At 31.9% G+C, this 23021-nt stretch carries 24 protein-coding genes; 6 read left to right on the top strand and 18 right to left on the bottom strand.

Translation table 11 applies throughout. The features are described from left to right. The first annotated feature begins 5 nt into the window (after positions 1–5). A complete protein-coding gene (locus IU405_RS15855) occupies positions 6–98 on the top strand; it encodes an integrase core domain-containing protein (RefSeq protein ID WP_410896734.1) in 93 nt (30 codons plus the stop codon). 26 nt (positions 99–124) lie between these two features. Here the strand turns inward: IU405_RS15855 and IU405_RS01170 are convergent, their stop codons facing one another. From IU405_RS01170 to IU405_RS01200, 7 genes are all read right to left on the bottom strand, one after another. Next, the gene (locus IU405_RS01170; RefSeq protein WP_197436796.1) at positions 125–724 is read right to left on the bottom strand and encodes a methyltransferase domain-containing protein; all 600 of its coding nucleotides are present in this window, start codon (positions 722–724) and stop codon (positions 125–127) included. 80 nt (positions 725–804) lie between these two features. Further along, on the bottom strand, positions 805–1101 hold the full coding sequence (gene trxA / locus IU405_RS01175; protein WP_197436797.1) for a thioredoxin: 297 nt from the start codon (positions 1099–1101) through the stop codon (positions 805–807). Positions 1102–1109: 8 nt separating this feature from the next. Further along, positions 1110–2093 (bottom strand): DUF3365 domain-containing protein, encoded by a 984-nt coding sequence (locus tag IU405_RS01180; protein ID WP_197436798.1) that lies wholly within the window; start codon positions 2091–2093, stop codon positions 1110–1112. A gap of 47 nt (positions 2094–2140) precedes the next feature. Beyond that, on the bottom strand, positions 2141–2782 hold the full coding sequence (locus IU405_RS01185) for a Crp/Fnr family transcriptional regulator (protein WP_197436799.1): 642 nt from the start codon (positions 2780–2782) through the stop codon (positions 2141–2143). Between the two features lie 56 nt (positions 2783–2838). Continuing rightward, positions 2839–4158 carry a TolC family protein gene (locus IU405_RS01190; RefSeq protein ID WP_197436800.1) on the bottom strand — a complete coding sequence of 440 codons (1320 nt, stop codon included), beginning with the start codon at positions 4156–4158 and terminating at the stop codon, positions 2839–2841. Positions 4159–4162: 4 nt separating this feature from the next. Beyond that, positions 4163–7390, bottom strand: coding sequence for an efflux RND transporter permease subunit (locus tag IU405_RS01195; protein ID WP_197436801.1), 3228 nt, complete (start codon positions 7388–7390; stop codon positions 4163–4165). A gap of 2 nt (positions 7391–7392) precedes the next feature. Beyond that, a complete protein-coding gene (locus tag IU405_RS01200; RefSeq protein ID WP_197436802.1) occupies positions 7393–8508 on the bottom strand; it encodes an efflux RND transporter periplasmic adaptor subunit in 1116 nt (371 codons plus the stop codon). A gap of 164 nt (positions 8509–8672) precedes the next feature. On the opposite strand from IU405_RS01200, the gene IU405_RS01205 reads away from it, so the two are divergent. The 3 genes from IU405_RS01205 to IU405_RS01215 are packed head-to-tail and all read left to right on the top strand — an operon-like array spanning position 8673 to position 11098. After that, on the top strand, positions 8673–9881 hold the full coding sequence (locus IU405_RS01205; protein ID WP_197436803.1) for a peptidogalycan biosysnthesis protein: 1209 nt from the start codon (positions 8673–8675) through the stop codon (positions 9879–9881). Next, the gene (locus IU405_RS01210; protein ID WP_197436804.1) at positions 9878–10741 is read left to right on the top strand and encodes an acyl-CoA thioesterase; all 864 of its coding nucleotides are present in this window, start codon (positions 9878–9880) and stop codon (positions 10739–10741) included. The genes IU405_RS01205 and IU405_RS01210 overlap by 4 nt, the downstream gene beginning before the upstream one ends. An 18-nt stretch (positions 10742–10759) precedes the next feature. Continuing rightward, positions 10760–11098 carry a DMT family transporter gene (locus tag IU405_RS01215; protein WP_197436805.1) on the top strand — a complete coding sequence of 113 codons (339 nt, stop codon included), beginning with the start codon at positions 10760–10762 and terminating at the stop codon, positions 11096–11098. A 3-nt stretch (positions 11099–11101) separates the two neighbouring features. Here IU405_RS01215 and recO read toward each other — a convergent pair whose 3' ends face one another. Together recO and IU405_RS01225 are read right to left on the bottom strand one after the other, a co-directional pair. Next, positions 11102–11824: a DNA repair protein RecO gene (gene recO / locus IU405_RS01220; protein WP_197436806.1), complete on the bottom strand. Its 723-nt coding sequence runs from the start codon at positions 11822–11824 to the stop codon at positions 11102–11104. Beyond that, the gene (locus IU405_RS01225; RefSeq protein WP_197436807.1) at positions 11824–14151 is read right to left on the bottom strand and encodes a hypothetical protein; all 2328 of its coding nucleotides are present in this window, start codon (positions 14149–14151) and stop codon (positions 11824–11826) included. The genes recO and IU405_RS01225 overlap by 1 nt, the downstream gene beginning before the upstream one ends. A gap of 86 nt (positions 14152–14237) precedes the next feature. On the opposite strand from IU405_RS01225, the gene IU405_RS01230 reads away from it, so the two are divergent. Further along, entirely contained in the window at positions 14238–14711 is a 474-nt protein-coding gene (locus IU405_RS01230) for a CYTH domain-containing protein (protein ID WP_197436808.1), read from the top strand. 11 nt (positions 14712–14722) lie between these two features. Here the strand turns inward: IU405_RS01230 and trhA are convergent, their stop codons facing one another. Next, positions 14723–15361 carry a PAQR family membrane homeostasis protein TrhA gene (trhA, locus tag IU405_RS01235; RefSeq protein ID WP_197436809.1) on the bottom strand — a complete coding sequence of 213 codons (639 nt, stop codon included), beginning with the start codon at positions 15359–15361 and terminating at the stop codon, positions 14723–14725. Next, positions 15330–16124 (bottom strand): lysophospholipid acyltransferase family protein, encoded by a 795-nt coding sequence (locus IU405_RS01240; protein ID WP_231749444.1) that lies wholly within the window; start codon positions 16122–16124, stop codon positions 15330–15332. Before IU405_RS01240 ends, trhA begins: the two co-directional genes overlap by 32 nt. Positions 16125–16233: 109 nt before the next feature. Between IU405_RS01240 and trpS the strand changes: the two genes are divergently transcribed. Beyond that, a complete protein-coding gene (trpS, locus tag IU405_RS01245; RefSeq protein ID WP_197436810.1) occupies positions 16234–17202 on the top strand; it encodes a tryptophan--tRNA ligase in 969 nt (322 codons plus the stop codon). 65 nt (positions 17203–17267) lie between these two features. Here the strand turns inward: trpS and IU405_RS01250 are convergent, their stop codons facing one another. The 7 genes from IU405_RS01250 to IU405_RS01280 all read right to left on the bottom strand — a co-directional run bounded on the left by IU405_RS01250 (position 17268) and on the right by IU405_RS01280 (position 22998). Next, positions 17268–17762 carry a DUF1761 domain-containing protein gene (locus tag IU405_RS01250; RefSeq protein WP_317193339.1) on the bottom strand — a complete coding sequence of 165 codons (495 nt, stop codon included), beginning with the start codon at positions 17760–17762 and terminating at the stop codon, positions 17268–17270. 122 nt (positions 17763–17884) lie between these two features. Then, positions 17885–18865 (bottom strand): DUF4837 family protein, encoded by a 981-nt coding sequence (locus IU405_RS01255; protein ID WP_197436812.1) that lies wholly within the window; start codon positions 18863–18865, stop codon positions 17885–17887. A 4-nt stretch (positions 18866–18869) separates the two neighbouring features. Further along, the gene (locus IU405_RS01260) at positions 18870–20372 is read right to left on the bottom strand and encodes a lytic transglycosylase domain-containing protein (RefSeq protein WP_197436813.1); all 1503 of its coding nucleotides are present in this window, start codon (positions 20370–20372) and stop codon (positions 18870–18872) included. Between the two features lie 5 nt (positions 20373–20377). Beyond that, on the bottom strand, positions 20378–21139 hold the full coding sequence (locus IU405_RS01265; protein WP_197436814.1) for an exodeoxyribonuclease III: 762 nt from the start codon (positions 21137–21139) through the stop codon (positions 20378–20380). A 244-nt stretch (positions 21140–21383) separates the two neighbouring features. Next, positions 21384–21608, bottom strand: coding sequence for a hypothetical protein (locus IU405_RS01270; RefSeq protein WP_197436815.1), 225 nt, complete (start codon positions 21606–21608; stop codon positions 21384–21386). Between the two features lie 29 nt (positions 21609–21637). Next, positions 21638–22294, bottom strand: a complete 657-nt coding sequence (locus IU405_RS01275) for a CoA transferase subunit B (protein WP_197436816.1) — start codon at positions 22292–22294, stop codon at positions 21638–21640. Positions 22295–22296: 2 nt separating this feature from the next. Next, positions 22297–22998, bottom strand: coding sequence for a CoA transferase subunit A (locus IU405_RS01280; protein WP_197436817.1), 702 nt, complete (start codon positions 22996–22998; stop codon positions 22297–22299). Positions 22999–23021: the final 23 nt, after the last annotated feature.

Genomic DNA, 23021 nt, shown 5'->3' on the forward strand with positions numbered 1-23021 from the left:
AAGATATAAGTCAAGAGTGGATAAACGATTACAATTACAATAGACCACATAAATCACTTAAAAATAAATCACCAATTGAATACAGATTAAATGAATAAAAATTCTATTTTTGAATGGATCGAATTTAAGGGAAGCTTACATAATTCTCTTTTTGAAGCATAAAAAACAACTCCATTCCCTGTCTGCTTGAGATGGAATTGTGCGAATTTTCCATCAAATGAACTGTAAAATGCGTTTCAAAATAAGTTGCATATTCTTTTTTATTTCCCCCAAAAGGCGGATGGTTTTCATTGAGAATTGCATCGAAAAGAAGCCCAACAAGTTTTCCTTTGGGACGTAAAAGTTCGTGCATTTTTTTGGCATATTTGGGTCTTAATGTTGGGTGAATGGCGCAAAAAAAAGTTTGTTCTACAATCAAATCAAAAGAATCATTGACATCAAAAAAATCAGTATGAATTAATTGCGATGAGGGAAAATCAGGCACTCTATTTTTGATATTTTGCAAGGCAATTTCCGACAAATCAACCACAAAAACATTTTGAAATCCGTTTTGAAAAAGCCATTCTGCCTCATACGAATTGCCTCCTCCAGGAATTAAAATTTTACTGTTCTTATTGGTTAATTGACTGAAATATGCTTTTAAAGGCGGTGAAATCTGCCCTAAATCCCAACCAATTTGATTGTTTTTATATTTTATATTCCAAAAATCTGCTGATAAATCCATCGTATAAAACTACATTTTTCTTGAAAAAAAAGCACTTGAAATAAATTCCAAGTGCCAACTAACCAACTATTATAAAAAAACTAACTAAATTTTTGAATCATGGAAACAATTTCTCTTTTTTGCACCAAACCAGATTGTCTCCAAACTTGCTGTCCTTTGTTGTATAAAACCAATGTTGGAACCCCTCTCACTTGATATTGTGATGCTAAAGAAGGATTTTTGTCCACATCAATTTTGATTATAGAAACATTTTCTCCCAATTCGTCCTTGACTTCTTTTAAAATTGGACTCATCATTTTGCAAGGTCCACACCATTCAGCAAAAAAATCGACTAAAACAGGTTTTGGTTGATTGATAATTTCTGAAAAATTGCTCATTTTACCATTTATTTATCAAATGAAATATTCCAAATTCCTCTAATTTGATTGATTTCATATCCTAAAGCTTCATCAGTAGGATATGATTTTTTGATAGAAGCAATTATTGATTCATTTACGTCTTTATTCGGTTTTCCATGACACTGCAAGCACATGCTGTTTGTAATTATTGGATAATAAAATGTCATTTTTTTTGAAGATTCAACCACAATAGGATTTGAATCTACATCCGAATTTATATTTTTTTTAAAAATTTCAATATATTTTTCCTCTTCAGATGTTGCTTTGTTTTTTAAATTTCTTGGCTTATCTGAAACTCTTTTTATGATTACATTATTTGCAATTGACATACTATCTGTTAAGGGAATGGCTTTTACATTGCAAAATTTAAATGCCGCTAAAGTGCCTTCTTTTTGAATTTTACCCATCAAGTTTTTACCTAAAACAGCTTTGGTTTCCAAAGCAATTTTTAATCCTCTTTCCTCGAATGAAGGTTGAGTTTTATTAAGATTTGCTTCATTTTTTTTTTGCTTCATCATGCCTTTTCCTTGCCCTTTTTTATCATGATTTTCATCATAATCTTTTGGTTTTTCAACGTCATTATCATACAAATAATCTGCAATTTCACGAATGGTTTTATCCGAATAATACTGCTTTGGCATCACACCAAATTTTTTAACAGCACCTGGCATTTTCGAGTTTTCAGCAGTTGGATTTTTCACAAATTTTTGAATGTCTTTGATAAAATTTTCCTTACTGATTCCTTTCGTTAAATAGTGATTTTTAATGGCAATCATAGGAGGTGCAATTCTGTTTTCTGGGGTTGCTTTTGGATTGTGACAAACATAGCATTGCATTTCCATCAGTTTTTTTCCAGGATGTTTTTCTTGTACAAATCCTAAAACCTGTGATTTTTGGATATACGATTGTTTTTCAGATTTTTGACATCCAAAAAAAGTAGCGACTAAAATAAGTGTGATAAATTGTTTCATTTGATTGCAAAATTATAGTGTTTAAAATTTTTTTTTAGTAACAAAAGTTACAATACTAATACTTTAATGCTATTTCTATGTAGTTTTATTTTTCCTTCGTTCTCTAACTTTTTCAGCAACCTAGAAATAACAACTCTAGAAGTATGTAAGTCATCAGAAATTTCATTGTGAGTTGTATAAATTACATCATCATGAGTAATCATAGCCTTGTCTTTCAGATACTTATACAATCGTTCATCCATTTTTAAAAAGGCAATTGTATCAATAGCTTCTAAAAGTTCATCAACTCTTGCGTGATAACTTTGCAAAATGAAGGCTTGCCAAGATTTGTATTTTGCCAACCATTCTCCCATTTTTTCTTTGGGAATCATGATGATTTCTACATCCGTTTCTGCTATGGCAGCAATTTTACTTTTGGTTTGACCCAAACAACAAGACAATGTCATGGCGCAAGTATCTCCTTTTTCTAGATAATACAACACCAATTCTTCACCTTGCTCATCTTTGCGTAAGATTTTGATTGCTCCTTTTAAAATGAGTGGCATGGATTTGATATACTCTCCAACTCCAATGATTGAGGTGTTTTTTGGAATTGTTTTATAAACTCCAATTTTTTGAATTTCTTCAATCAATTCCTCTTCAAATAAATACCCAAAATTGGTTTGTAAATAGTGTTGTTCTTCAGACATAAATACTAATTTTATTGAGATTATAAAGTTAGTAAATAGAACTCAAAAAACAGTGCTTAGAAAGCCACATTTAATATATCTCCACTTAATTGTAATAACTGAATTTCTATCAACTTTGCATCAAATTTTGCGTTGTTAAAGGCTGTTTTAGCGTTGATTAAATTGATTTGTGCTTGTCTAAATTCAATGGAAGTAACTTGCCCTAATTTGTAACGTTCTTCTGTTCTATTAAAATTATCTTGACTTGTCAGTACATTTTTTTCTTGAGCACTTAAAATAAATAACTGATTTTGATAGTTTTCCCAGGTATTTTTCAAGTTATTTTGAATGGTTGTTTTTTGTTGTTCTAACAAAATTTGTTGATTATCCAAGGCTATTTTCGCATTGGCAACACGTGTTTTTGTAGCACCACCATCAAACAAATTCCAAGTTAAATTCAATCCTGCATTTAAACCAGTAATGGTTGCTCCCGCCAAAAAGGACGTTGCAGGATTATCACTTTGATTCCATCCATAGGAAGAAGTCAACCCTAATCTTGGTAAATATTGTGATTTATTAATTTTGATATTGAACTCACTTATGGCGATATTTTGTTCATTTTGCTTTAACAACGCATTGTTTGCCATTGTTTTTTGCAATAAATCATCAAAATTCATCATTTTATTAAAATCAACTTCGGTTTCAACGGCGTAATTTGGTTCTTTATCAATGCCTAAAATAATGTTCAAACCACGCTTAGCATTGTTCAATTGTTGCTTGGCAGTGATGAAAGAAATACTGTCATTATTCACATCTACCTCCGCATTTAGCAATTCTAATTTGGTTGATTGCCCATAATTATATTGATAATTGGCACGTTCTAAACGTCTTTTTGAAATCAAAAGTGCTTCCGATAAATTTTCGGTATTTTCTGACAAACGTGCAATTTGAAAATAAATGGTAAACAGCTGTAAATACGTATTTTCAATAGTTTCTCTGGCTTGGATTTCAGTTAAATTGTAGCTTTCTTTTAATTGTTGATAATTATATTTTCGACCTAAACCATCAAAAATGGTGTAATTCAAACTCAAAGCTGCATTGTAAGATTTTGTTACAGCGCCATCAATTGTTCTATTTGTTCCGTCCTGAAAAGTAACATCTTGATTTTCTTTTCTGTAATTTGTGCCTGAAGTTGCCGCAATTGTTGGTAAAAAACCTGTATTTAAAACACTCTTGTTATTTTTTGCAACTTCTATATTATTATTGGCAATTTTAATTCCGAAATTATTTTCAAGAGTTATTTCTAACGCTGCTTTTTTGGTCAAAATTTCTTGGGAAAATCCTTGAAAAATTCCTAAAAAAACAATCGTGAATAAGTGGTATTTTGTTGATTTCATGATATTAATTTTTAAGTGCATCTTCAGCTTCATTATCATCGCTTTCTTTTTCATATTCAATTTCCATCAAAGCTCTTTCAACCTCTTCTTTAGTTACATCATTTCCTGTTTTTAGCCATTTAATTCCTACTTTGATAGTGTTAGAAACGGATAATAATAAGGGCAACATTACTAATGTCAAGATTGTAGCGATGGCAATTCCGTAAGCAATAGAAATTGCCATTGGAATCAAAAATTGAGCTTGTCTACTTTTTTCAAAAATCAATGGTCCTAAACCTGCAATCGTAGTGATAGAAGTTAATAAAATAGCTCTGAATCTTGATTGACCAGCCATGATTAGTGCTTCATCAAACTTGATTCCTTCTTTTAAATAACTGTTGAATTTTCCTATCAAAACCAATCCATCATTCACCATAATTCCTATCAATGCAATGATGCCTAACCAAGACAAAATCCCGATGGGAAAACTATGAAAGAAATGTCCCCAAACCACTCCAATCATGCTAAAAGGAATCATTAAAATCAATAAAATTGGCTGACTGTAAGAGCGAAATGTAAAGGCGATAACTAAATAAATTAACAATAAAATAATAGGACCAACTAATTTTACGGAATTGGTAGTTTTATTTGCTTCTCGATTTTGACCTTCATATAATGGAGAAACTGAAGGATATTTTGATAAAATTTGAGGCAAAACTCTCGTTTTGATATCATCTAAAATCTCAGTAGGTGTGTCCTTTTTATTTTTTAAATCGGCTGTAACCTGAATTTCTCTTTTTCCTGACAAATGATTGATAGCAATATCTCCTCGTTCTATGGAATAATTGGCAATTTCCGAAAATGGAATTCTACTTCCATTAGGAGCTATAATGCGCATTTCATCTAAATTTTTAATAGAAGAACGATCTTTTTTGTCATAGCGAACCCAGACTTTTATTTCATCTTGACCTCGTTGAAAACGTTGTGCTTGAAATCCGAAGAAACCATCACGAATTTGTGCCATGACAGATTGCAAATTCAATCCTAATAAATAGGCATTGTCTTTCAAAGTGATTTTAATTTCTTTGATTCCTGCAGGATCATTATCAACAACATCTTTCAATGCAGCATTGTTTAAAAGTGATTGTTTTAACTCTTCTTTTGCCGCTTTCAATTCTTGAATGTTATTTCCAAGCAAAGAAACTGCGATTGGGCTTCCTCCAAAATTTCCACCAGAACCAAAAACCAAACTTTCTACTCCATAGATTTTTCCAACGACATCACTGATTGTATTGGTAATTTCGGGTGATGAAAAATCTCTTGCTTCTCCTGGTAATAAGTTCACTGTCAAACTTCCACTGGCACTTCCAGGACCAATTCTTTTGATGATATTTTCAACAACAGGAATATTGCCTGTTTGTTTTTTTGTATAATCTTTATGAACTAACCACACTTTTTCTTCGATCATGGAAATGATAGAATCTGTAATTTTTTCATTGGTTCCTTGTGGCATTTTCAATGAAATTTGAATTTGATCACTTGCTATAGAAGGGAAAAAAGACGTTTTCACAATTCCTCCACCAATGGCTGAAAAGCTAAAAATCAATAACGCTAAAGGAATTGAAAAAGCAAATAATTTATTTTTTAAGGAAAATCGTAAGAATGGCAAGTAATAGTTATCTCTCACTTTTACTAGCCAACCATCAGCAACTTGATTTACTTTATTGAAAAAAGTATCAAATTTATTTTGTTTGATTTCCTCCCCGTTTTCGGTTTTCTTTCGTTCCAAAGTTCGTGAGTGAACAATGTGTGCAGGCAAAATAATCAATGCTTCTAGTAATGAAACAGATAGCGTAAGAATTACAATCGTAGAAACTTCTCCAAAGAAACTCCCTATATTTCCATCCACAAAAAAGAAGGTAGAAAAAGCTATCAGCGTTGTTAAAATGGCAGAAACAATTGGCGGAATTACTTCCATTGTTCCGTCAATGGCAGCCCGAATTTTTGATTTTCCTAAATCGTAATAATGATGATAGATGTTTTCGCCAATTACAATTCCATCATCCACCAAAATTCCAATTACGATAATCATCCCAAAAAGAGACAATACATTGATGGTGACATTGAATTGTGCTGCAAAAATAAACATTCCAAAAAATGCAATTGGCAACCCAAAAGCTACCCAAATTGCCAAGCGAACATTCAGAAAAATAGCTAAGAAAAAAAGCACTAATAATATACCCACAATTCCATTTTCAATTAACAATTTTGTTCTTCCGTTCAGAGTTGTACTTCTGTCACTAGTAACATTTAATTGAATATTTTGCTGCTTTTGATTGAATTCATAAATGTAATCTTTGATTTTATCAGCCGTAGAAAGTAAATCTTCGCTATTAGTGTTACTAACTGTTATATCAATCGCTAAATCATCGTTAAAATACAGTCTATCAGGAATTTCTGACCAAGTATCTTTGACATCTGCAATGTCTTTTAAACGAATAATTGTTCCATTTGGTTGCGTTCTTACAATCAAATTTCGCAAATCATCTCCATAATAAGAACGATTGTTTGCACGAATCAAATAATCTTCTTGAGGCGTTTTTATGTTTCCACCTGTGATGAGAATATTGGCATTTCTAACGGCATTTGCCACTTCAGTAAAGGACAATTCATACGCCAATAAATCATTTTCACGAACTGCAATTTCTATTTCTTCTTCTGGGAAACCAGAAATGGCAATTTGAGAAATTCCTTCAATACCGCGAATATCATTTTCGATGTTTCTAGCATATTGTTTTAATGTTTTCAATGAAACGCCTTCACCACTCACTGTAAAGCTAATGGTAGGTCGTAAATTTTCGACTTTTGCAATAACTGGAGGCTCTAAACCTACAGGAAATGAGGGAATTCTATCTACTGCATTTTTAACATCAGACAAAACAACATCAATATTTTGACCTTTAAAAACCTCCACTGTAACCACAGCTGAATTTTCTCTAGAAACGGAGGTAACTCTTTCTACACCCACAGTTCCTTTCAAATTATCCTCGATTTTTAGGACAACTCCTTCTTCAATTTCAGCTGGAGAAGCTCCAGGATATGCCAAACTAATATTGATTAAACGCGAATCAACTAAAGGAAAAAAGGAAGATTTCATAGTGAAAATTCCCACAGTTCCTAAAATGATAAATGCCAAAATCAATACATTGACAGCAACTGAATATTTGATAAAAAATGTAATTAATTTTTTCATTGTTAATCGTTTTTAATGGCTTTTACAATCATTCCATCAAATGCGCCAGGAACAGGTTTTGAAACCATTATATCTCCATCTTTTAATCCGCTAATAACTACTTTTTCTTTCCCAAAATACAATGGATTTATAGGAGTTAGTGTCAAAATACTGTCATTTACAATCGTGTAAACAGCTGTATTATCTACCACTAATTTTCTTGAAATCTCAATAGCATTTTGCACTGATTTTGCCACTAAATTTGCTTCTAAAAACATTCCTTCTTTTAAATCAGGATGTTTCAATTCAATATACGCTGTGATTGTTTGTGAAACTTGATCTATTTTTCCGTTGACACGAACCACTTTTCCAGTATACATTTTTGATTTATCCAAATTTGTCAACTCAACTGTATTGCCAACTTTCAGCATATCAGCATAAGCTGCACTGATAGAAACTTCCATTTCATACACGCTTGTATCAATAAATTCTCCCAATTTCTGTCCTGATCTCACCAATGTTCCTGGAGTCACTAACGCTTCTGTTAAAACACCTGTAAATGGCGCTTTAATTTGGTGTTTTGACAAGCGAACTTCTAAGTTTTTTACATTGAAATATGCTGTTAAAATGCCTCTTCCCGAAATAAAATATTTTTCTTTGTCCGATGAAAATGTAGGGATTTTTGGAACTGTTTTATTGATATCAAAATTTTGTAAATAGGTTTCCCATTTATTGAATTCAGATGAAAAATCCAAACGAATGTCAGGCAAAACCGAGGTAATTAAATTGAATAAATTACTTTTTTGAGATTGTAAACTTGCATAAAATTCATCACTATTGATGCTCAACAAATTTTCATTTTGAACATACATTGTGCCAGGTCTAAACGCCTTATTTGAGGTTTGCAACACCCCTTGAACTTCTGAAAAAAGTTCGATTTTATTTTTTGCCACCAAATTGCCATTTGCTGACAAAACAATTGGAATTTCTTTATTCAAAATAGGTTCAACAAAAACAGTATTGATTGTTTTTTTGAAGGTAGGTTTTGGAGCCATATTTTTGTCAACGATATATTTTCCTAAAAAAATAGCGGCAACAATCAAAATGATACCTAAAAGTGATAAAATGATATTTCTCATGGTGTGAAAATTGTACTTTTGGTTTGAAAAAAGAAATTGTTATTTTGGGCAACAAAGATAATTTTAAAAAAATTAAATTTTGGGGTGTTGATTTTTAGTTTGTTAAAGAAACGTTATAATTCTATGATTTTCGTAAGTAAATATTGATTTATCCTACTTTTGATATGCAAAAAATAGCAACTCTACCTTTGAATTATCAAACTAAAAATTATTCAAATTCTTTTTATTCAAAAATTGAAGCCATTTCAGAAGAAATTTGGAACGATTTAGACTGTGAAAAAAATAGTTATTTTCATCGTGATTTTTTAAAATCAATGGAGAAAAATCATCCTGAAATTCAGTTTTATTATCACATTTTATTTGATATTCATCACAAAGCTTGTGCATTTTTTACATTTCAAATCATTGATTTTGAAATCAATAGTATTAAAAATAATTTTGAACTTTTCATCAAAAAAATTCAAAAAATAGCCTCTAAAATTCCGTTTTTTCCTTCAAGTAGACCTTTGAAAATTTTGATTGTTGGAAATGCTTTTGTGAGTGGTGAACATGGATTTTTCATAAAAGATTCTTTCGATAAAAGAGCAGTTCTGAAAGCATTTTCAAAAGCAATATTGCAGTTTACAACTACTCAAAATCAACTAAAGATTGATGCCATTTTGTGCAAAGATTTTAAAAATGAATCTCTTGCAATCACCTCGGTATTTAAAGAATATCAATTCAAACAATTTTCTGTAGAACCCAATATGGTGCTCAGAATCAATCCGAATTGGAAAAATTTTGACGATTATTTAGCTGCTTTAAAAACCAAATTTCGAGTAAAAGCAAAAAAAGCGTTGCAACAAAGTGCTGACTTAAAAACGGTGCCAATTACCTCAGAAAATTGCGAAGAACAATTGCTGAAAATGAAGGATTTATATCAAAAAGTAAGTTCAAATGCAGGTTTTAATTTAGCAAATTTCAATGTGGAAACCTACAAAGATTTGAAACGTGCTTTTGGCGAAAATTATCTTATTCAATCGTATTGGAAAGAGGATAAAATGGTGGGGTTTTTATCAGGAATGATTGCAAATCATTCTTTAGATGCACATTTTGTAGGCATTGATTATTTGTTGAATAAACAATATGCCATTTATCAAAGAATGTTGTATGATTATATCAAAATTGGCATTGATAAAAATATAACGATTCTTAATTTTGGACGAACAGCAAGCGAAATTAAAAGTTCAGTGGGTGCCATTCCACAAGATTTAACCATCTATTTTCGACATAAAAAAAGAATCACAAACCGAATTTTACACTTATTTTTGCAACGAGTTCAACCAACAGCATTTCAGCAAAAATTTCCATTTAAAGACTTACAAAACGTATGAAAAACACGAAAGAATTGATTGACCTTTTGCATTTAGATGATTTAGAAAACAATACTTTCAGTGGAAAAAGTGTCACTATTGGAAGTGCTATCGTTTTTGGAGGACAAGTATTGGCACAGGCTGTAAATGCAGGGTATAGAACCATTCCTACAAATCGATTTTTGCATTCATTACACGCTTATTTTTTAGAAGCGGGCGATTTAACTACTGATATTCAATATCATGTAACTGAAATGAGAAATGGAGGCAGTTTTTCAACAAGGCGAATTACAGCAACGCAACATGACAAAACCATCTTTATCATGGCTGCATCATTTCATCAAAAAGAGGAAGGTTTTGAACATCAAATTGAAATGATTCAACCAGAAAAGCAGCCAGAAGAATTGTTGAGTTGGGACGAAATGTTCGCGCAATTTGGCGATTTTTTACCAGCATCAACTAAATCATTTCTAAGCGCAGAACGTCCTATAGATTTTAAACCAGTTCACGTTCAAAATCCATTTGAATCTGAAAATTTACCACCAAAAGTTGAGATTTGGTTCAAACTGAAAGGTGAAATTCCTAGCATGAGTATTCAGAAAAAACATCAAATTTTGACCTATATTTCTGATTATAATGTGCTGAATGCTGCTTTTAATCCAAACGCAAAAAAATACCATTTTGGCAATACACAAACTGCCAGTTTAGACCATTCTATGTGGTTTTTTAGGGATTTTGATTTTGATGATTGGATGTTTTTTTCAGCAGAATCTCCCAATGTTTTTGGCACTAGAGGATTTGTAAGAGGCAATATTTTTACCAGAGATGGAAAACTCATTGCGTCTTTTGCACAAGAAGGTTTGATGCGACCGAAAAAATAAAAAAGAATTTAAGGGAAAATGAATTGGATTATACTCATCATTGCTGGACTTTTTGAAGTAGCATTTGCCTTTTGTTTGGGAAAAGCCAAAGAAAGTTCAGGTGTAGAAACCGTTTATTGGTATGTTGGGTTTTTGATTTGTTTGGGAATTAGCATGGTGCTTCTTGTGAAAGCAACTCAAAGTATTCCAATTGGAACAGGATATGCAGTTTGGACTGGAATTGGCGCAGTTGGCACCGTTTTGATTGGAATATATGTTTTTAAAGAACCTGCTACTTTTTGGCGATTGTTTTTTATCACAACGTTGATTGCATCCATTATTTGGATTGAAAGTGGTTTCGTAGTTAAATCAGACTAATTTTCAACGAAAAACCGCCTCTAAAACATCCAGTGATTTTGGATTTCTAAAACTATCTACATGCAATTTATAATACGTAATCAGCGTTTGCAAAACCATTTGTCTTTCTGATTTCGTGAATGTGAGACTTTCTAAATTTTCAAAATTCGTTTCCAATAATTTTTTAAACTGAACACATTCATTTCCTGAAATCACATTTTTATCATAGCTAGGATCTGTAAAAAATCCATCTAATAAGTGAAATCCTTGTTTTTCCCTATCTGATGTGTCTGGATAAAATCCTAAAAAGCTGGTTAAATTCAGTAAAAAAACCAAATGAAAATTGGCTATTTTTTCACGAGAATCCAGCCAAGTAAAAGAAGTTTCTAAAAATTCGTACAAAGCGTCATTTGCCTCTTCTTCCTGAATCACATTTGACACCACTTCTGATAAAAAAAAAGCAATAGATTGCTTTACAACATCTTGATAAATAGATTGATACGAATTATAAACTTGAATTTCTTTGATGGTATGCAAAGTACCTTTGGTATTGTGATTGGCAACTATTTTCAATTGTGTTAAGGGTTGAAAATACGCTACTTTTAATCCGCCTTTTTTGGATTTTAAAACACCTCTTACTAGGTATGATTTCAATCCTTCTTGTTGCGTAAAACACTTTACAATTAGGCTGGTATCACCAAATTTTAGTGAACTCAGAACAATCGCATTTGTAGAAATTATAGGCATTAATTGACAATCGCAATTTTAGTAACTGCTGTTTGAGAACCATCATCAGCAGACAATAAAACCACATAAACCCCAGAAGCAACTCTATTTCCTGCTAAGTTTTTTTTGTTCCAAACTACTTTTCCTCCTTGTACTTCTTGCCCTTCAACGACATTGGTTTCATATACCAAATTGCCAGCAACATCCAAAATTTTTACATTGGTTCCTCTTGGCAAACTTGTACCATTTCTACCTGTAATGGTAACCGTTTCGTGGTTTTTTAAAGCTGGATTTGGATAGGCATACACTTCTCCTAATTCTTCCCCAAAAGGCGCTACTTTACTATTATAAGCAACAATACCTCTATCTGTGGCAAAAAATACTTTTCCAGAGCTATCATCTACTCTGATTTTTAAAATTCTATTGGAAGGTAATGGAGAATTTTGAGTGCTAAAATTCGCCAAAGTTCTTTGTCCAGAAGGATTTGTATATAAAACACCTCCACTATCAGTGCCAAACCATTTGTTATCTGCGCCATCAATTTCAATAGAATTTACTCTTTGATCACCTAACAAACGTTCTCCAACATTGTTTTCTTCAATAATAACTGGTTGCGCATTTAAAACCGTTGATTCAAAAACAGAAGAAGTTCCTCTAAAAACCACCAAACCATTTCTAGTTCCAATCCAAATTCTGCTGCTATTATCAGCAGCAACTGTCAAAACATCTGTGTCTGGTAAATTCCCTTGATTTGGTGTTGCAATGAGTCTTGCTTTTCGATTGCCATTTTCATTAAAAACATACAAGCCATTTCTTCTTGTCCCCATCCAAACATTGTTACTTCTATCGACAACAATTTCTGATAATCCCAGGGCATCAACCGTTTTTAATGAACTTATGTCAAAACTACTCCAAACACCAGTAGTAGATAATTTTTTAACTTTCTGACTGTTGCTGATACTGTTTACCCATAAATTTCCTTGTCGATCAAAGGCAGTTCCACTAATTCTTATAGTCACTCTTGAAGGATCATTGGGCACAATATCTTCCAAAGTACTATTCAAATGATTGTAAAAAGTTTTTATTTCGTCATTTTCAACCACCAATAAACCACCTGTTGAAACGGAATTCACTTCTCTGGTATCACCAAAAGAGCTTATAAAAACTCTATTTTCAGCATTTGGATCAATGGAAACATAATTCAAATCAATGAAAGGCAAGCTAGGATTGAAAGGGGTGTTTATCCAGTTTTCTCCATTGAAATGACTAAATCCTCTTCGTCTTTGAATGGGTGTATATGTACCATCATACCCTCCAAAAACAACCCAAAGATGGTTGTTTTCAGCATCAATTGAAAAAACTTCATTTGATAGAGGCCCTTCAGGATGAATTTCTTGGTAAATTGTTGGTTGACCAAGTGTGGTTTTTAAAATACCAAATTCTTGAGTAGCCAAATAAATGATATTGTTTTCAAAAAAAGCATTGGAAAGTGTAAAATCAAAATCAGATGTAATGCCAAAATTAGTCACTTCATTCATTGATGAATTTAAAATGCTAGCATTTTTTTGCAACGAAATTGCCAGTTGAGAATTGGAGGATTTTAATCCTAAAATCGGCTGAAAATAATCCCTGATTTCATTCAAATTTGTACCATTCAACTGCAATAATTTTGAATTTTCAGTGACATAAAGTTGATTATTGAATTGCAAAATATGCGTAAAATTTCGTCCTGGAAATTGTTGTTGCCAATTGTTAAAATCAATCAACAAATTATTTGTAACATCCGCCGTAAATATTCCAAGTTCAGTTGCTGCAAAAATGGTGTTATTAAAAATGGTGGTTTCGTTAATTCGCAATGAAGAAGAATTATTTCCAATAAAAAACGTGTCTCCGAATTCTAGTTTTTCAATATCATATTCTACAATTGCAAATGGAGTTGATACATAAAGTGTATTCCCAAAACCCGAAATATGATTTACTCTTTTTTCTCCTGATTGATTAAAATTCGCTAAATCTGATGATATTGTTATGGAATTATCTTCATCAATTACTTCAATCAAGCCATTTTCGTAACCAATTACAACTCTTTTAAAAGCTTCACTGTAATAAATTGCAGAAGTAACTTCGCCTGACAATCCTTGAATTGATGAGATTTTTTTAGTTTCGGAAGTAGTTTCATCAAACGTAAAAACAGCATTGTCAACCAATGCAAAAATTTGATTATTGACTTTTATAAAGTCTTTTACATTGTTATATGAGTAGAAATCCTCCCAAGAATCACTGTAATCCACTTGAGAAAATACACTTGTTGAAAACAAAAAAAGTGATAGAATAAGGATGTTTTTCATAAGATTATTCAGAAAATCAAAGATATTTAAATATTATAAAATAACGATAAAAACGGGTATATTCGTGTAACAATCAAAAAGAATTTATGAGTTTAGAAATAGAACGCAAATTTTTAATAAAAAATGATGCTTTTAAAAAAGAGTCATTCCAAGAAAAAATCATAAAACAAGGCTATTTAAATTCGGATAAAAACAGAACTGTTCGGATTCGGATTTCTGATCATCAAGGATTTATCACAGTAAAAGGAGTGTCTAACGCTTCTGGAACTACCCGTTTTGAATGGGAAAAAGAAATTGGGCAAGAAGAAGCAGCTCAATTATTAACCATTTGCGAACCAAATATCATCGAAAAAACGAGATTTTTAGTAGAATTTGGAACTCATATTTTTGAAATTGATGAATTTTTTGGAGCAAATAAAGGCTTATTCATTGCTGAAATTGAGTTAAATTCAGAAAACGAAGCATTTGAAAAACCCACTTGGTTGGGTGAAGAAGTGACAGGAAATGCCAAATATTACAATTCTTATTTGAGTAAATTTCCTTTTTCTACTTGGAGATAAACCTCCACTTTTTACAAATTATAAATCGCTAAAAAATGGCTAAAACTTCCCAACAATACAAAAACATGAAAAATAGCATGATTGTAGGGAATCTTTTTGATGGAATACAAAATAGCTCCCACTGAATAAAAAATACCTCCAGCAACCAAATACTGAAAATTTTCTGCACTTAATTGTTGCATCAAAGGTTGTATAAAAATCATCACTTGCCATCCCATTAACAGATACATGGCTGTTGAAATTTTGTCAAATCTTCCTGTAAAAAAGAGTTTTAAAATTACGCCTACCAATGCAAAAATCCATACAAAAACAAACATATACCATCCTAACTTTGAATCCAAACCCACCAAACAAAAAGGTGAATAGCTCCCTGCAATTAACATATAAATGGCTGCGTGATCAAAAATATTGAGTCTTCGTCTTCGTGTAGGATTTTTTGCAGCATGATAAAATGTAGAGGCTGCATATAAAATTAGCATGCTCAATCCATAAATCACAAAACTAATGGGTTTCCAAAAACCATCAAATTCTTGAGATTTTAAAAGTAAAAAAGGAAATGCAATAACACTCAATACCAAGCCAAAACCGTGAGAAATAATGTTTAGTTTTTCTTCTTTTTCAGGATAATGGTGATTTAAATTCTTTGTCATTATTAGGTCTGCTTGTGTCATTCATATATTTTTCATCACTCACTAAATCATTGTAAATCAGCTGAAATGTTTGCTGTTTCAATGATTCAACATCATGTGTTTTCAATTGGGATGTTTCAATAAATTTGTGTTGATGCACTCTAATAGTTCCAGGGCCACCTTTCCAGAAATTCCATGAAAATAATCGTTTTCCGTCATAATAAACTTGTGGAACAATGGGAATTTGAAATTCAATTGCCAAGCTAAAGGCGCCATTTTTAAATGGTGCCAATATTATATTTTCAGTTGGCACTAATCCTTCAGGAAAAATGCCTAAACTTACGCCATTTTTCAAGCGATTTTTGGCTTGATCATATACATTTTTTCTACTTTCATAACTGCTTCTATCCACCATAATAACCACTCTTTTGTAAAAAAATCCAAATATTGGAATCTTAACAAACTCTTGTTTCCCAATAAAAACAATAGGATTTTTACTTAAGATAATTAAAATAAAAGCATCTAATAAGGAAGAATGATTGGGACAAAATAAGTAACTCTTATTTTTTTCAATGTGTTGATCTGCAATGACCTTCAAACGAAAACCCATTCCATACACCAAAATTTTAGCCCAAATACGCACCATTTTCCAAAAAGTTGCATAGTATTTTTCATCTGAAGTAAGGAGTAGCAAAAATGGAATCATTGCCAAAATTGTCATCAATAATAGAATGTAAAACCACATTCTCCAGAGAAATAAAAACGGAATTCTTAAAAATTTCATACGTACCAAAAATACTAATATTTTATTGTTTGATTGATTTTTTGAAACAAAACCTTATTTTTGCGGACACATTTTTTTGAAGCATCAAAAAAAAGTTTAAAACAACTATATGTCAAGAATTTTAACGGGAGTACAAAGTACAGGAACACCTCATTTGGGGAATTTATTAGGCGCCATTTTACCAGCTATAAAAATGGCAAACGACCCTAAAAATGAATCGTTTTTATTCATTGCGGATATGCATTCTTTAACGCAAATTAAAGATGGAAAACAGCTAAGAGAAAATACATATAGTACTGCTGCTACTTGGTTGGCTTGTGGTTTAGACATCAACAAAACCGTTTTTTACAGACAAAGTGATATTCCTCAAGTAACCGAACTTTCTTGGTATTTGAGTTGTTTTTTTCCTTATCAACGATTAACGTTAGCGCATAGTTTTAAAGACAAAGCTGATAGATTGGCAGATGTAAATTCAGGATTATTTACCTATCCAATGTTGATGGCAGCTGACATTTTATTGTATGATGCAGAAATTGTTCCTGTTGGAAAAGACCAACTACAACATCTTGAAATGACACGTGATGTAGCGAGTAGATTCAATAATTTGATTGGTGAAACTTTGGTGATTCCTGAGGCAAAAATTCAAGATGACACCAAATTAGTTCCAGGAACTGATGGTGAAAAAATGAGTAAATCAAGAGAAAATACCATCAATATTTTTTTGAATGACAAACAATTGCGCAAGCAAATTATGTCCATACAAACTGATAGTACTCCTTTAGAAGAACCAAAAAATACGGAAACTGACACCATTTTCACTTTGTATAAATTATTGGCTTCTGAAGCACAAGTTCAAGAAATGAAAGCCAATTATGAAGGTGGAAATTATGGTTATGGTCATGCAAAACAAGCATTGTATGAATTGATTGTCAGTGAGTTTTCAACGATAAGAGAACGTTACCATCATTTTATAACTCATACAAACGAAATAGATGAAGCACTTGCCATGGGTGCTCAAAAAGCAACCATTGTTGCCAATGAAGTATTGAAAAGAGTTCGTGATAAAATTGGTTACTAATGCTAATTCAATAAAAAAAAAGTCCCAGAAATTCTGGGACTTTTTTTTTACAGATAATTCAACTATTACATTCCAAATTGACAAATAATTCCACCCATAATTGCTAAAGTTACAATCCAATAACCAGCATGAATCGCAACATATTTGAAACTTTTTCTTTCAAAAAGTGCATTGATTGCAAGTAATGGCAGAGCCAAAAATATTCCTGATAAAGTACCATGAAATGCACCATGTTTAAAAGTTCGGAAACGATCACCATAATTGGCTAAAAATTCTTGGAAATACGCAAAAGCGTCTCCTGTTTCTGTTGCAAAACCAGGTTCCCCTGCTAATGTAGAATACACTCCCATCTGATGGATTGTTGCTGGCATTAAAAAAACGGCAATAAATAGACTAAATACATAACATAATCCTAAAATTACAAACATATTGCCTCCTTCTAAAGATTCTTTGGTAAATCCTAATTCCTTCATCCAAGCATTTCCAAATAAAGGACCATACCAGATAAAACCTGTGAATGTGGGTACTAATGCCGCTAAGAAAAAAATTAAAAAGTTCATTTCCATGATAAAAAAGTTTTTGATTGATGCTCAAATATAAAAATAAACTTCTGATTTTAAATATATTGCAAAAAATAATCTGAAAGTAAGTTTCAGATTTTTAAAATAAGGTTTGCCATTTTTTAGTTTATTTTCATTGATTTTGCAATGGCTTCTAATTCAAAAACAAAAGCTCTTTTATTTACTGATGGTGCATATGTAAATCCTTCAAAAACTAGGACTCTATTATTTTTTTTATCAATAATAGAATAATTTAAAAATGGACCCGCCATAAAATCATTTTTAACTTCCCATTTTCCACGAGTTTCAAAGGCTTTTTTTCCATCAATTGTGGCATCAAAAGTAAAAGGAGTGTAGGCTTCTTCTGTGATCATATACATTCCTTCAAAAGAACCTGGAATGTATTTTTTGCCAATACTATCTCTTACAGCCACTATATTTTCGCCAACAGTTTCTTCATTTTCTAATGGAATCGCATACACTAAAATATTATTACTTCCCGTTTTTGCAATACCACTTAACAAATGCTGACGCAGCCACAAAAATTCGCCAGTATCATCAACTAATTTAAAAGTGGTGGGAATGGTTAACGAAATTCCTAAATTTTTGATGGTTTTAAATTGGTCTTCTGCCAATTTATCTTTTTCAAAAATTCTTTGAGTAAACTTGATATCTGCATCAATAAAAATTTCTTTGATATCATTTTTATGTTTTTGAAGCAATTTGATGATAGTTTCATCATTTTTTCCTTGAACGTACACTATGGTTTGAGGTTGTGCAAAAACATTTTTTTTGACTGAAAACCCTTCATTATCTGATTCTGAAATGATTAGTAAATTTCTATGTGCTTTCATCATTGCCGAAAAACCACTTGGAGCCACTTGCGAAAGTGTTAAAATGGGTTCAGGTTGTGGCAAACCTACCATGAGTTCGCCAAAAGAAGTTCTGATTTCTTGACCAATATCTCCTGTCCAGTCACTTACTTTTGCAACAACCATTACTTTGTTGAGACTTCCAATAGAATCTTTTAAAACATATTTGTCATTTCCTTTACAAGAGACTAATAAAATGGAAGTAATTGCAATAAAAAGAAAATTTTTCATAAAGTTAGCTTTTAAGAATTTTGAGTTTCATACCCGGTTTCAATTTATTTTCATCCCAAATATTGTTCCACTTTTTCAAATCATCAATAGAAATTTTATCAAATTTTTTTGATATAATCCAAAGTGAATCTCCTTCTTTCACTTCATACACATCGTATTTTGCATTTTCAGGTACGATAAAAGTACTTCTTTCTGGTTTTTTAGTTGTTACTTTTGCTACTTCACCATTTTTTTTAGGAAAGATATTGAGCCTTTGTCCTACATCAATATTGCTTGTTTTTAACTTATTCCAACTTTTCAAATCGCTGACTCTAACACCAAATTTTGTGGCAATTTTACCTAAGTTGTCACCACTTTTTACTTTATAACGGATGCTTTTGTCCATTGCAAAATTCTCTGGTAATGGCTTTTCTCTTTTAGAATCGTCTAAATCTGCGAGTGCATAAATTTCATGTTCTTTGTCTAAAAAATCAATGATTTTGTGTTTTGGTAATCGCAAAGAATAATTTCTATTTTCTACAAAAGGAATTACATCGAGTTTGTATGCAGGATTTAAAAAGGTTAAAACCTCTTGCTCTAAACCAATAATTTCAGAAATTTGATCAAAACCAATCGTTCTTTTTACCTGAACTGTATCTGTTTCAAAATCAAAATATCTTGGCATATTTGGATATATTTGATGCTCTTCTGCATATTCAAAAATATACATGGTAGCATAAAAAGCAGGCACATAACTTGCTGTTTCTCTTGGTAGAAATTGGCGAATATTCCAATAATTTTTTTGTCCTCCAGAACGTTTGATAGCTTTCAAAACATTTCCTGGACCAGAATTATAAGCTGCTAACGCCAAATCCCAATCACCAAATACTTTGAATAATCTACTCAAATATTCGCAAGCTGCAATGGTTGATTTTACAGGATCTTGACGTTCATCCACATACGAACTTACTTTTAAATCGTATAATTTTCCTGTTCCAAACATAAATTGCCATAAACCTGTTGCGCCTGCATGTGATTTGATATTGGGTATTAATGCGGATTCAACTACAGCCAAGTATTTCATTTCCAATGGAATATCATATTTATCCAAGTATTTTTCAAACATTGGGAAATAATATTTTGCTCTCGACATCAATTCTGGGAATTGCTTTCTTCTTTGTACCAAATAACTATTGATTACTTTTTCCAACGCTGGATTGTAGGCTAAATTGAAGGGTGTATTTTGATTTAACTGAAAAAGTCTGGCTTTCAAAACGTCAGTTGTCAACGCAACAACTGTATTATTTTCGATGTCTTTGTCATTCATTACAAAGTCTAACGTATCTATAAAAGATGAACTAAAAGCTTGTTGAACCAATAAACTATCTATTTTTCTTAAATCTTTATCAGAAAAAAAAGGCTTGTTTTTATATACTTTTAATGAGTCTTTTTTTATGGAAATGCTGTCTAACTTTGTCTGTGAAAAAAGGGAAAAAGAGAAGAAAAGGAGTAGTAAAAATCTGTTCATAATCATTAAAATTTTAATTCAAGTGCTATTGGACAATGATCAGAATGTTTTGCTTCTGACAAAATATATGCCCTTGAAATATGATTTTTTAATGGAGCAGCAACCATGGCATAATCCAAGCGCCAACCTTTGTTGTTTGCGCGAGCATTAGCTCTGTAACTCCACCAAGAATATTCTTGTTTATCTGGATTTAAATAGCGATAACTATCAATAAATCCGTTATTTATAAATTCACCCATCCATTTTCGTTCTTCAGGTAAAAAACCTGAAACATCTTTCATTTTTGGGTTGTGAATGTCAATTTCTTCGTGACAAATATTGTAATCACCACAAATAATTAAGTTTGGAATTTCTTTTTTTAATTGATTGATGTACTCCAAAAATTCATCCATATACTTGAACTTGAACCCCAATCTGTCATCATTGGTTCCTGAGGGAAGGTACAAACTCATAATAGAAACTTGGTCAAAATCTACTCGTAAATTTCTACCTTCTACATCAATAGATTCAATGCCTGTTCCATAGACTACATTGTTGGGTTTTTCTTTACAAAAAATAGCAACGGAAGAATAGCCTTTTTTCTGTGCAGAAAACCAATAGTGATAAGGATATCCCGCAATTTCAAATTCAGAAACCGTTAATTGTTCTTGATGCGCTTTCGTTTCTTGAATGCAAATCACATCTGGATTTGCGGCTTGTAACCATTGGATAAATCCTTTGTTGATAGCAGCTCTGATTCCGTTTACGTTGTATGATATGATTTTCATCAATAAAGTTTTTTTGGTTTTCCGAAAATAGAAAACGCAGATTTCTGAATTTTATTATTCCTTATTTATTTGAAAAACAACGATTTGATATACTCTTTACGTATTATTTACACAATAATAGTACTGTTGTTTTTTTGGAAAAGCAATATTAACAATATTTGATTCATTAATCAAAATTTTATGAATCAATTAAGGAATTAAATGTAATTTGACTAGAATAGATTGAGAAATTGATTGTTAAAAATTAATTTTTAATTCCTTTTTTAAAAAACAACCATGTAATTTGTTCTTTAGAACCATGTTGTTTTTCAATCAATTCTATTTTGGGAGATAACATATATGCTAACAAAACTGCAATTGCAGTGCTTATCCAAATTTCTTTTATATCTAAAACCTTTTCTAAAATAATCATAAAAACTACCATTAAAATAGGATTGATTAACCAATATGTTTTTTTAAAAAGATTCATTATCATTTTTTTAATAATAAGTACTTGTTTTAAATAGCCATCTCAGGAACTTCACCCTCCACAATTAAAGTACCTTCAGTAGCATTTTGAATTTCTTCTACAGAAACCCCAGGAGCTCTTTCTAGTAAGTAAAAAGCGTTGTTTTTCACTTCTAAAACTGCCAAATTGGTCACTACTTTTTTTACACATCCAACACCTGTTAGTGGCAATGTGCATTGTTTTAAAATTTTGGATTCGCCTTCTTTATTAGTGTGCATCATGGCTACAATGATGTTTTCTGCAGAAGCCACCAAATCCATAGCACCTCCCATTCCTTTCACCATTTTTCCAGGAATTTTCCAATTGGCAATATCTCCATTTTGAGAAACTTCCATAGCTCCCAAAATTGTCAGATGTACATGTTTTCCACGAATCATGGAAAAACTGGTTGCCGAATCAAAAAAACTGGCACCAGGCATTGTAGTGATGGTTTGTTTACCAGCATTGATAATATCTGCATCTTCTTCCCCTTCAAAAGGAAAAGGTCCCATTCCTAAAACACCATTTTCTGATTGAAATTCTACTTCAATATCTTCACGCACATAATTTGCTACCAAGGTTGGAATACCAATTCCGAGATTTACATAGTATCCGTTTTGAACTTCTTGTGCAATTCTTTTTGCTATTCCGTTTTTGTCTAAAGCCATAACTATTGTTTTTGTCTTACAGTTCTCTGTTCAATTCGCTTTTCATAATTACTTCCTTGAAAAATTCGTTGTACAAAAATTCCTGGAATATGAATGTTGTTTGGGTCTAATTCGCCAACAGGCACCAATTCCTCCACTTCAGCTACTGTAATTGTTGCAGCACCACACATATTGGCGTTGAAATTTCTGGCTGTTCCTTTGAAAATTAAATTCCCAGCAGCATCTCCTTTCCAAGCTTTTACAAATGCAAAATCAGCCTTAAAAGCAGGTTCTAACACATACATTTTACCGTCAAATTCTCTGGTTTCTTTGCCTTCAGCGACTTCTGTTCCATAGCCTGCAGGCGTATAAAAAGCAGGAAACCCAGCTTGTGCTGCCCTGCATTTTTCAGCCAAAGTTCCTTGTGGAGTTAACTCAACTTCCAATTCTCCAGACAACATTTGACGTTCAAATTCTTGATTTTCCCCTACATAAGAAGAAATCATTTTTTTGATTTGCTTTTTTTGTAATAACAATCCCAATCCAAAATCATCCACTCCAGCATTGTTTGAAATACAAGTGAGTTCCTTTAAATTTCTTTTGACAAGTTCGGAAATAGCGTTTTCAGGAATGCCACACAATCCAAATCCACCTAACATCAGCGTCATTCCGTCTTCAACTCCCTTGAGTGCTTCTTCTAAGTTGTTTACTTTTTTGTTAATCATGATTGTTGGTTGTTGGTTTCTAA

It is taken from the genome of Polaribacter sp. BAL334 (assembly GCF_015767435.1).
Lineage (GTDB): Bacteria > Bacteroidota > Bacteroidia > Flavobacteriales > Flavobacteriaceae > Polaribacter.